Source organism: Ruegeria sp. HKCCD7296, from assembly GCF_013110775.1.
GTDB lineage: Bacteria > Pseudomonadota > Alphaproteobacteria > Rhodobacterales > Rhodobacteraceae > Ruegeria.
The window spans coordinates 206,589-217,511 of record NZ_WVRF01000007.1 but is presented as its reverse complement, the minus strand read 5'-3'; the positions used below and the strand labels follow the sequence as shown (position 1 = coordinate 217,511).

At 55.8% G+C, this 10,923-nt stretch carries 12 protein-coding genes; 3 read left to right on the top strand and 9 right to left on the bottom strand.

The genetic code is table 11. The features are described 5' to 3' along the window. Positions 1-1,659 (top strand): Ig-like domain-containing protein (locus tag GS632_RS12180; protein ID WP_171721833.1); only part of this gene is annotated, 1,659 nt, incomplete at its 5' end. Positions 1,660-1,687: 28 nt separating this feature from the next. Here the strand turns inward: GS632_RS12180 and GS632_RS12175 are convergent. The 7 genes from GS632_RS12175 to GS632_RS22270 form a co-directional block, all read right to left on the bottom strand. After that, on the bottom strand, positions 1,688-2,062 hold the full coding sequence (locus tag GS632_RS12175; RefSeq protein ID WP_171178068.1) for a DUF2237 family protein: 375 nt from the start codon (positions 2,060-2,062) through the stop codon (positions 1,688-1,690). Between the two features lie 9 nt (positions 2,063-2,071). Continuing rightward, the gene (locus GS632_RS12170; RefSeq protein WP_171178066.1) at positions 2,072-3,235 is read right to left on the bottom strand and encodes a serine hydrolase; all 1,164 of its coding nucleotides are present in this window, start codon (positions 3,233-3,235) and stop codon (positions 2,072-2,074) included. Between the two features lie 83 nt (positions 3,236-3,318). After that, a complete protein-coding gene (gene pth / locus GS632_RS12165; protein ID WP_171178064.1) occupies positions 3,319-3,999 on the bottom strand; it encodes an aminoacyl-tRNA hydrolase in 681 nt (226 codons plus the stop codon). A gap of 126 nt (positions 4,000-4,125) precedes the next feature. Continuing rightward, positions 4,126-4,779 carry a 50S ribosomal protein L25/general stress protein Ctc gene (locus GS632_RS12160; RefSeq protein WP_171178062.1) on the bottom strand — a complete coding sequence of 218 codons (654 nt, stop codon included), beginning with the start codon at positions 4,777-4,779 and terminating at the stop codon, positions 4,126-4,128. A 247-nt stretch (positions 4,780-5,026) separates the two neighbouring features. Then, positions 5,027-6,193 (bottom strand): alpha-hydroxy acid oxidase, encoded by a 1,167-nt coding sequence (locus GS632_RS12155; protein ID WP_171178060.1) that lies wholly within the window; start codon positions 6,191-6,193, stop codon positions 5,027-5,029. 147 nt (positions 6,194-6,340) lie between these two features. Then, complete coding sequence (gene trpA / locus GS632_RS12150) at positions 6,341-7,132, bottom strand: tryptophan synthase subunit alpha (RefSeq protein ID WP_171178058.1); 792 nt, start codon at positions 7,130-7,132, stop codon at positions 6,341-6,343. Between the two features lie 78 nt (positions 7,133-7,210). After that, a complete protein-coding gene (locus GS632_RS22270; protein WP_216599031.1) occupies positions 7,211-7,672 on the bottom strand; it encodes an acyloxyacyl hydrolase in 462 nt (153 codons plus the stop codon). Positions 7,673-7,899: 227 nt separating this feature from the next. Here GS632_RS22270 and ychF point away from each other — a divergent pair, with 227 nt between their 5' ends. Next, positions 7,900-8,997, top strand: a complete 1,098-nt coding sequence (gene ychF, locus GS632_RS12140) for a redox-regulated ATPase YchF (RefSeq protein ID WP_171178056.1) — start codon at positions 7,900-7,902, stop codon at positions 8,995-8,997. A 22-nt stretch (positions 8,998-9,019) separates the two neighbouring features. On the opposite strand, the gene GS632_RS12135 is transcribed toward ychF, so the two are convergent. Both GS632_RS12135 and GS632_RS12130 read right to left on the bottom strand, forming a co-directional pair. Beyond that, on the bottom strand, positions 9,020-9,376 hold the full coding sequence (locus GS632_RS12135; RefSeq protein WP_171178054.1) for a nuclear transport factor 2 family protein: 357 nt from the start codon (positions 9,374-9,376) through the stop codon (positions 9,020-9,022). Further along, positions 9,373-9,897: a MaoC family dehydratase gene (locus GS632_RS12130; RefSeq protein ID WP_209509524.1), complete on the bottom strand. Its 525-nt coding sequence runs from the start codon at positions 9,895-9,897 to the stop codon at positions 9,373-9,375. Before GS632_RS12130 ends, GS632_RS12135 begins: the two co-directional genes overlap by 4 nt. Positions 9,898-10,011: 114 nt before the next feature. On the opposite strand from GS632_RS12130, the gene GS632_RS12125 reads away from it, so the two are divergent. After that, the gene (locus GS632_RS12125; RefSeq protein WP_171178052.1) at positions 10,012-10,893 is read left to right on the top strand and encodes a LysR family transcriptional regulator; all 882 of its coding nucleotides are present in this window, start codon (positions 10,012-10,014) and stop codon (positions 10,891-10,893) included. The last annotated feature ends 30 nt before the right edge of the window (positions 10,894-10,923 follow it).

The window sequence follows — 10,923 nt, the reverse complement described above, 5'->3', positions numbered from 1 at the left end:
GATCTGGCTTTGACCAACGCTACAGCGACATTGTCCGGGTCGGGCAGCAACTATACGGCGACACTTACAGCACAAGCAAACGGGCTTGTTGAGTTGTCCATTCCTGCCGGGGTCTTCACGGACGCGGCCGGAAACGCAAATCTGGCTTCTAACGTCGTCAACGTGATCTACGACGCGAACGCGCCAACCGCCACAATCGGAGCACTGACAGCCACCGGAAGCGATACGTTTCAAGCGTCGATCACTCTTAGCGATCCCAGCACCGATTTCTCGGTGGGCGATCTGGCTTTGACCAACGCTACAGCGACATTGTCCGGGTCGGGCAGCAACTATACGGCGACACTTACAGCACAAGCAAACGGGCTTGTTGAGTTGTCCATTCCTGCCGGGGTCTTCACGGACGCGGCCGGAAACGCAAATCTGGCTTCTAACGTCGTCAACGTGATCTACGACGCGAACGCGCCAAAGGTCACTATTAGCGGCCTTCCGCCAAATTTCACTGACTTAAACCCAATCACCGTCACCTTTACGTTTTCTGAAGAGGTCACAAATTTCAGTACCGCCGGTATTTCAGTGACAAACGGGACGATTGGTGCGGTTTCAGGGGGGCCGCAAACTTACATGGCAACCGTAACGCCATCTGGGTCGGGCAACCTTTCTCTTGTCGTACTGGCAGGTGCCGCCGTGGATTTAGCGGGTAACCCAAGTGTTGCTTCGGACCAAGTTACGGTTGTCAACGAAATAGTTGCCGATACAAGGCGACTGATACAGGCGTTTCAGAATGCGCGGGCCACCAGCCTTGCAACTAACCAGCCGGGATTGACCCGGTTCTTGCAGCGGTCGGGTTCTGGCGTGTTGGACACGTCGGTGACGCGAGGTTCGGGTTATCTGAATTTTGCCTCAGATCCATCCAACCCGGTCTGGTTCAATTTGACCGGCAACTGGAGCTCTCAGGACGATTTCGACAGCTCCTATGCGCTGGCTGTTTTGGGGGCACATCGTCAGATCAACGCGAACCTTCTGATCGGGGCAATGCTGCAACTCGACTATGCAGAAACGGATAACGGACCGGCCAGCGTGGACGGTACAGGGTGGCTGATTGGCCCTTACGTGGTCGCCAAGTTGCCCAGCCAGCCGGTGTTTTTTGAAGGGCGCGCTCTGTATGGACAGGCTGACAACGACATCTCTCCGCTTGGGACCTATACTGACAGTTTCGACAGCGAGCGTTGGTTGGTGCAATCACGTGTGACCGGCGAAATCAAACGCGGTGCGCTGACGCTGATGCCACTGCTGGACGTCAGCTATGCCAGCGATGATCAAGAAAGCTACACCGACAGTCTGGGGAATCTGATACCGCAGCAGGACTTCAGTCTAACCACGGCGCGGTTGGGTATGGATTTCAAACACCCCGTTCAGGTTTCGCGCGGTGACTTTATGCTGACGGGTGGCCTGTCAGGCATATGGAGCACGACTTCGGGCACGGGCACTGTCCCCGGCGTAACGCCGATTGGCGACACGGCGCGTGCGCGTGCGGATCTGGGCTTTGACTACCTCTTGGAAAACAACAGCTTGCTTGCGGCCAATGTGTTCTATGACGGCATTGGTGAAAGCGGGTTCGAAAACTACAGCCTCAGCCTGATCTGGCAAATGTCCTTCTGAACCAACTTAGGTGCGCCGCAGAGAATCGTTACTCTTCGGCTATGTGCTGTTGCAGAACATCCAATGGCACAATCTCTAACGCGCGCTGATGTGTGGCCTCCAGATGGACCTGCGGCGCACATCCTTCGTCGTGCGCTTGCATAAAGCGGCTGGCACACAGGCACCAGCTGTCACCGGGTTTGAGGCCCGGAAAGTCGAATTCGGGCCGTGCCGTGCTCAGATCATTGCCGACATATTTTGAGAATGCCAGAAACTCGGCTGTCATCACTGCACAGACGGTGTGGCTGCCCTGATCTTCGGGGCAGGTGTTGCACCCGCCGTCGCGGAAAAAGCCGGTTAAGGGGTTTCTTGAGCAGGGGGCGAGGACACCACCCAGCACATTGATACTGTCTTGCTTTTGCATGAGGCTACCTTACAGGCTTTCTGCGATCTTGCGGAACATTTCGATGTTCTGATCATTAACGCCGGGTTCACGGAACAGTCGGTCTGCACCGGTTGAGACAATCAAGACGCCGCGGGGCTGATTGAAATAGACATACTGACCGTAAACGCCACGTGCCAGAAACTCACCCTCATGTGCGCCGCGGGGTATCCACCATTGATAGCCATACCCGATCTTGCCCTGTGCTGTGGGGGCGCTGGGTTGCGTGGCCTCAAATATCCATTCGGCGGGGACCATTTGTAGCCCATTCACTTTACCGTCCTGCAGGATCATTTGCCCGAACCGTGCAAAGTCACGCGTGGTGAAGTTCAGGCCGCCCAAAACAAAAGCAACACCAGTACCGTCAGTAACGTAATACCCGCCGTGTTCCAGGCCCAAAGGCTGAATGACTTTTTCAGTCAACAACTCTGCCACGCTCCGGTCAGTCGCGCCGCGTATCACCATGCCCAACACATGCGTATCGATCGAGACGTATTGCCAGGTTTCGCCCGGTGTCGCAAAGCTGTCTTTCAAAGATGCCGCAAAATCGTCCAGTTCACCGCCCAAGGCGATCACGCGGCCCATGCGGTTGATGTCAGAGTTTGGGTCCAGGTAATCCTCGTCAAACGTGACCCCGCTGGCCATGTTCAGAACATTGCGGATTGTCGCGGCGTCATAGGCGCTGCCCTTGAGTTTTGGCGCGTATTTCACCACCGGATCGTCCAGCGACTTGATTGCGCCCTCATCCAGCAGAATCCCAAACAGCGCTGACAAATAGCTTTTGGCCACCGACCACGAAATTCGACGATCATCCGGGCCTGTTCCCAGATAGTACTCCTCGAACCGGATACTTCCGCCCTGCATCACCAACAACGAGGTTACAGAGCGCTCTTCGATCCAGGCGTCAGCGCCGTCCGGCAGATCGAACCCATCCCCATAAGGCAACTCCCAAGTAGGGGCGTCGCCACGAGGCAGGTCAACGGTTAAAAAAGCCTCGTCCATATGCGAAAAATTATGAACGATCTTTTCTGCTGAAAACAGAGAGTTCACAGCCATCAGGCGCTGCAATTCTTCACGTTTCCACAGCCCAACGACAACACTGGCCAGAGCCAGCGCCAAAACGATGCGCAGCACCCATTTCAAGATGGATCTCATCGCATAGCCTCCCTTATTCTTGGGTATTGGATCGCGGACGCCTTCATTCTGCAATGGCTACGTAACGGAACGTTTTGGATCTGCTATTTGAATTTGTCCAACAGCTTCTGCATGGCAGAGCGGTCATCAACCACTGGTTCGGTTGGTGTATCAGGCTTTGTTTGGGATTTCGGAGTCGAGGTCTTTGAAGATCGCGGCGGAGCAGTGCGCAGCGCGACTGCGTTCATGAATTTGCCTCCATCTCCGTTTGCCAAATATGCAGCGCCGTCTGAAACCCCGCGTAGAACATCATCCAGCCAGTCGGCATCCGCCTTGGCGAAATCACCCAGAACATAGGGTGAGACCATCTCTTTCCGCCCTGGATGCCCGATCCCCAACCGAACGCGGTCATAGGCCGGGCTGATATGATCATGGATCGAGCGCAGGCCATTATGCCCGGCATGGCCGCCACCCGCCTTCACACGGACTTTGCCAGGGGCGAGGTCCAGCTCGTCGTGAAAGATGGTCACATCGGTCGAATCCAGTTTGTAGAACCGCATCGCTTCTCCCACCGACTGACCCGACCGGTTCATGAAGGTCTGCGGTTTGATCAGCAGAACTTTTTCATCGCCCAAACGCCCCTCAGCGATTTCGGCCTGGAATTTGGATTTCCATGGGCCAAAGCCGTGATCCTCGGCGATCCGCTCCACGGCCATGAAGCCAATATTGTGCCGGTTGCGGGCGTATTTCGACCCTGGGTTCCCCAATCCGACAAACAGTTTCATAGTCTCATCCTTGTGCGATGCAGGTGGTTGATGGCACGGAATGCCACCTGTTTCCAGCCCGAGCGGCAAAAGAAAACGGGACCCAACAGGGCCCCGTTTCCAAATCCGAACTCTTGAAGTTCGAGCTTATTCTTCTGCAGCGTCCTGACCGACGACTTCAACCTCGTCAGCTGCCACTTCTTCACCTTCTTCGTCGTCGCTTGTGGACAGACCTGTGGGTGCCGAGATGTTGGCAATCACGAAATCACGGTCGATGGTCGGCTTGGTGCCTGCGGGCAGGTCAACCGACGAAATGGTGACAACGTCGTTGATGTTCAGACCGGTCACATCAACGGTGATCTTCTCAGGGATATCACCCGCGGTGCAGACCAGTTCGACTTCAGGGCGGACAACAGTCAGAACGCCGCCTTTCTTGATGCCGGGCGCTTCGTCTTCGTTGATGAACTCAACGGGGATGAACAGCGCGATTTTGGTGGTCCGGCGCAGACGCATCAAGTCCAGGTGGGTCGGCAGATCTTTGACGATATCACGCTGGACATCGCGGCAGATGACGCGGACATCTTCGTGGCCGTCAACCTTCAGGTTCCACAGTGTCGACTTGAAGCGGCCCGCTTTCAGGCGCTTGAACAACTCGTTGAACGGGATCTGAATAGGAAGCGGCTCTTTATCGCCACCAAAAACAATGCCCGGAACCATGCCGTCGCGGCGTGCCTGACGAGCGGCGCCCTTGCCTGTCCCCGTCCGTTCCAGAGCTACGAGATCAGGAATCTCTCCAGCCATGATAATTCTCCAATGTTAGGGCGGGCATCCTCCAAGGCTGTATGCCCGCGTGAAGCCGCGTCCTTAGCTTGATTCAATTGGTTTGGAAAGGGGGTTTTAGTCCGTTTTTTGTTTTGCGAGGCTCTGCCTCGCGCTCCGAGGTATTTTTAGCCAGATGAATACAGGATCCCTACTTCATCTGGCGGAAAATACCTCGGGGGAGGCGCCCTTAGGGCGACGGGGGCAGAGCCCCCAATGTCCAGCCGGTTCAGCCTTGCCAACGGCCTCCGAAGTCTTCGGGGACAAGCAGGTTGTGACGCCCCAGCCCTTCGATAGTTTTTTCACCGCAGAGCGCCATTGTCGTGTCCAATTCCTTCCGGATAACCTCAAGCGCGGTGGTCACGCCATTCTGACCCATTGCGCCAAGGCCATAGACAAAAGCACGGCCGATATAGGTACCTTTGGCCCCAAGCGCCAAAGCCTTAAGCACGTCCTGACCAGATCGGATACCACTGTCGAGATGAACCTCGATATCACTGCCAACGGCGTCCATGATCTCGGGCAGGACGCGGATCGAGCTGAGTGCGCCGTCAAGCTGACGACCGCCGTGGTTTGATACGACTATGGCGTCTGCGCCCAGCTTGGCCGCCATTTTTGCATCCTCTGCGTCCAGGATACCTTTCAGGATTACTTTGCCGCCCCATTGTTCCATCAGTTTTTCGACCTTGGCCCAATCCAGGCTGGGATCGAACTGTTCTGCGGTCCAGGCACCAAGGGAAGACGCATCCGATATCCCGTCGACATGGCCGACGATATTGCCGAACTCACGCCTTTGGGCACCCAGCATTTCTATTCCCCAAGCCCATTTTGTCATTAGGTTTGCAATGGTTTTGGCAGTCAGCTTCGGCGGGGCGGAAAGGCCGTTTTTCAGATCCTTATGACGTTGGCCCAGAATCTGCAGATCCAGAGTGATCACCAGCGCTGAACATTTGGCGTCTTTGGCGCGCTGGATCAGTCGGCTGACGTAATCCGTGTCCTTCATCGTATAAAGCTGAAACCAGAATGGCTTGATGGTGTGTTCAGCCACGTCTTCGATCGAGTTGATTGACATGGTCGAAAGCGTGAAGGGTACGCCAAATTCCTCGGCCGCTTTTGCGGCCTTCATTTCTCCGTCCGCGTGTTGCATTCCTGTCAACCCGACCGGAGCCAGCGCGACCGGCATCGAGACATCCTCGCCAATCATATGTGAGGCCGTCGAGCGCCCGGACATATCGACCGCAACCCGCTGGCGCAGGCGGATCTGTTCAAAATCGCTGCTGTTTTCGCGGAACGTTTGTTCTGTCCAACTGCCACTTTCAGCGTAATCATAGAACATCCGGGGTACACGGCGTTCGTATATACGCCTGAGGTCTTCGATATTGGTTATTACGGGCATGCGGCGGACCTCCGGGCTGTCTGGTTATTTTTTCTTACCAATCCAGCGCGCCGCCTGCAACGGATTGACCCTGTGCCTAGGTGTCAAAAACCCGCCGCACAAGGCACTGCGACGGTTTTTTTTGAGCTTTGAGATGTATCGCTGAGATCAGACGCTGTGTGCCCCATCCGACAGGGATTTTACGAAATCCAAGACTTCAGCGACCGGCTTGCCCGCGGCGATCTGGCTGACAATGGCGGATCCGACCACAGCACCGTCGGACACTGATGCAATATTGCGGGACTTCTCGGGCGTGTTGATGCCAAAGCCTACGATCACGGGCAAATCTGTTGCGGCCTTTATGCGGGCGACCTCTGGGCCGACATCCGTCGCCTGCGCCTCGGCCGCTCCGGTGATCCCGGTGATCGAAACGTAATATACGAAGCCCGATGTGTTCTGCAGAACGCGTGGCAGACGTTTGTCATCTGTGGTGGGGGTTGCCAGACGGATGAAATTCAAACCTGCTGCCTGTGCAGGCAGGCACAGTTCTTCATCTTCCTCGGGGGGAAGGTCGACAACGATCAGACCGTCGATTCCGGCTTCTTTGGCATCCGCCAGAAATGCGTCAACGCCCCGGCTGTAAATCGGGTTGTAATACCCCATCAGCACTATTGGTGTTGTATCGTCGGTTTCCCGGAACGCACGTGCCAAATCCAAGGTGCGCTGCAAGGTCATGCCACCATCCAGCGCGCGTTGCCCCGCGGCTTGAATCGTGGGGCCATCGGCCATCGGGTCGGTGAAGGGCAAACCCAGTTCGATGATGTCCACTCCAGCACCCGGCAGGCCTTTGACCACTTCAAGCGAGGTGTCATAGTTGGGGTCTCCTGCCATGACATAAGCAACAAAAGCCTTTTTACCTTCGGCTTTCAGGGCGGCGAACTTGGCGTCGATACGGGTCATCGGATGTCCTTGCAGTCGGGTTTCGACCCGTGTGCAGAAACTTTGACCGAAAATCAATCCCGCCAGGGCAGGAATAGATCAGAAGCCCAGATGATAGCGCAGTAGCACCGCGTTTACGCCAGGGTTATCGTCGTTTGTGCTGGCGTTGGATTTATGTGTGATCGCAAACGACACGCTGTTTCCGTTGTCCAGTGCATAGCCAAGGCCAAGGAGACTGCGGATCTGAAAGTCACCCCCCAAGTCGTTCAGATCAATACTTGGGTTAAAATACCCTGGCATAACGCTGCCTTCGACAAACCAGCGTTCGTTCAGCGCATACAGTCCGACCACCCCCAGGCCGATGTGAAAATCGCCATTCTCATGAAGAGACAATGCTGTTCCCCAACCTACGCTGAACCGGGTCGCCTGATGAAACGGCTTATGGTGGTATTCAAGGGAGAAAAGCGCTTGGTCCTCGGATGCATTGTCAGAGAAGTCTGCATATCCAGCGGCAAATATGACTTGTTGGGCTTGGGCTGTCGCATATGCGGATACTGTCAACGCGGTCGCAAGTAAGAGCTGTTTCGTTTTATTCTGCCAGTGAATTCTCGACGTTCAATGCTAGTTGGTTATCGAAGGGGCATTTTTTCATTTCAGCCTAGAACACGTTTTTGGAACGTTTTTGTGATGTGACGATTTGGACTCAGCCGTGGCAAGCCCAGCAATGGCTTGCGCATTGAGGCTGACCTGCATAGAAGCTGCGTTCGTATTCTATGCAGGAGGCCGTGATGGGCTTTAAAATGGGAATCGTGGGTTTGCCGAATGTAGGCAAGTCGACCCTGTTCAACGCGTTGACCAAAACCGCAGCCGCGCAGGCGGCGAACTTCCCGTTTTGCACCATCGAGCCCAACGTGGGCGACGTGGCTGTGCCGGACGATCGACTGTACAAGCTGGCCGCGATAGCGTCGTCCAAGCAGATCATCCCAACGCGGATGACGTTCGTGGATATTGCCGGCCTAGTCAAAGGCGCCTCAAAGGGTGAGGGTCTGGGTAACCAGTTTCTGGCCAACATCCGCGAGACTGACGCCATTGCGCATGTGCTGCGTTGTTTCGAAGACGGCGACGTGACCCACGTGGATGGCCGTGTCGATCCGGTGGCCGATGCTGATACGATTGAGACCGAGCTTATGCTGGCCGATCTGGAAAGCATCGAAAAGCGCCGCGCGAACCTGGTGCGCAAGCTCAAGGGCAACGACAAAGAGGCGCAGCAGCAGGATCGCCTGTTGGCCGAGGCGCAAGCTATGCTGGAAAACGGTAAGCCGGCGCGGTTGGTCGAAGTGAGCGACGAAGACGCAAAGGCATGGAAGATGCTGCAACTGCTGACCACCAAACCGGTGCTTTATGTCTGCAACGTGTCCGAAGAAGAAGCTGCTGAGGGCAACGAGTATTCAGCGAAAGTGGCCGAGATGGCTGCGGCGCAGGGCAATTCCCACGTCATTATCAGCGCTAAGATCGAAGAAGAGATCAGCCTGCTGGAAGAAGACGAAGCCCAGATGTTCCTGGAAGAGATGGGTCTGGAAGAACCCGGCCTCGACCGTCTGATCCGCGCTGGTTACGACCTGCTGAAGCTGGAAACCTATTTCACCGTCGGCCCGAAAGAGGCCCGCGCCTGGACGATCCGCACCGGCACCGCCGCGCCACAGGCCGCTGGCGTGATCCACGGTGACTTCGAGAAAGGCTTCATCCGCGCCGAGACAATTGCCTATGACGACTATATCGCCGCCAATGGCGAGCAGGGCGCGAAAGAGGCGGGCAAGATGCGGGCAGAGGGTAAGGGCTACATCGTCAAGGACGGCGATGTGATGCATTTCTTGTTTAATACTTAAGGTCGCTTGTTAAACGCGTATTTCAGGGCGTTTCGTTTAGACTGCAGTGGGTGATCAGCCACCTGCCGTCCGGCTGTTTGTATAACACGTTGAGCAATGTCCCATGATCGGCTTCGCCTTCGCTGAAACGCGCAAGGCACCAGCCAATATGGCCGTTGATATCGGCTTGTACGACCTCGATAGCTTTGGACTTGGCATCCTCTTCTATCCACGCGGCATGCGCCGCTTCGATCGCCTTCCGACCCTTTACCGCAGGCCCATACGGTGAGAAGAGTTCTGCATTGTCTGTGAAATAGGTCGCGCATCCCGCTGGGTCATTGGATCGATAACATTCGACATAGCCATCAAACAGTTTCTGAAATTCTAGGATCACATTCATTTTGTGCGCTTCGCTTCTCTCGTCGGTTTTGCTGAGTCTGCTTGTCCCCGCCGTGCCATCACATGGTCAATGATGAAGCTGAGTACTTCGATGTCTTTTTGGTTGTATGTACGATACCGGAAACGCACCGTACCCCTGTCAGGCTTTGAATGTGAAGGCGTGATCGCCTCGACCGTTACGCGCACGCAGATAGTATCCCCCGAGAAAACCGGTGCGAGCCAGCGCACTTCGTCCATGCCGTGGCCGCCAAGATTTGTACCGTTAAGCACACCAGTGTCGCGAAATAGCCGGAAGGTAAGCGCTATGGTTTGAAAGCCGCTTGCGATAAGGCCGCCAAAAATGGACTCTGTCGCAGCGATCTTGTCTATGTGGAATGGTTGCGGATCGTGCACGAGGGCAAAATCCACGATCGCGCCCTCTGTAAGAGTTACGCCTCCGGTCTCGAAGGAGTCTCCAAGCATCAGATCATCGAGATATTTGCCCTTAATCATCCCAATACTCGCATCCACCGCGTCTTTCATAGTATCGCTGACAGGTTCAAAAAGAAACTCTCCGAAGTTCGTGGATGAAGCGCATTTCTATGCAGGTAAAAACGCGTTAGTCTGCCGTTTGCTCTCAAGTTGGACCGACTAGAAATGATCGAAATCCGCGACCTGCAATTGCTCAGCGCTTTGGCGCGTCATCGCCATTTTGCCAAAGCGGCCGAGGAATGCGGGATTTCGCAGCCCGCGTTCTCGATGCGTATCCGCAATCTCGAGGATCGGCTTGGCCTATCCATAGTCCGCCGCGCAAACCGGTTTCAGGGTCTCACGGAAGAGGGCGAGATGATTGTCCAACGGGCGCGACGTATCCTCGATGACACCAAGGCGCTGGAGCAGCAAGTGCTGGCAGCCAAGGGTGAGATCACAGGGACGTTGATATTGGGCGTGATCCCCACAGCAATCGCGTTCACCGGTCGCCTGATCAAACGTCTGCGTATGGCCCATCCCCGGATCGTGACCCGGATTGAAACCATGTCCGCCACCGCGATTCAGCACCGACTGGACGAAGGCAGCCTGGATGCAGGGATAACTTATGGCGACAGCATCGGTACGGACCTGCGGCAAGTGCAGCCACTGTACGAGGAAACCTATGTCCTGTTGGTGCCATCCCACATGACCGAGGAAACTGGCCCGATTCCCTGGGCTCAGGTCGCCGATTTTCCGTTGAGCCTGCTTGAGCCGCAGATGCAGAATCGTCGTATCCTGGACCGGATTTTTGCGGAACAGGGCCTGCATCCTGACGTCGTAGCCGAAACCAGCGGCTTCACCGCTTCAATGGTCATGGCGAGAGAGGGGCTGGCGGCCACTGTCGTGCCTCGGGTCCTTGTGCGCGCGCTGGGCGACTTGAAAGGGACCCGTGTGTTGCCGCTGGTCGATCCCATTGTCAGCAAACCCATTTGCCTGGCCACCCTCAGTCGCGACCCAGAACTGCCAACGGTCGGCGCGTTGCGTAGCGTGGTGACGTCTTTACGGTGATAAACCGTCGTTATCGTGCGATTGCCAAAT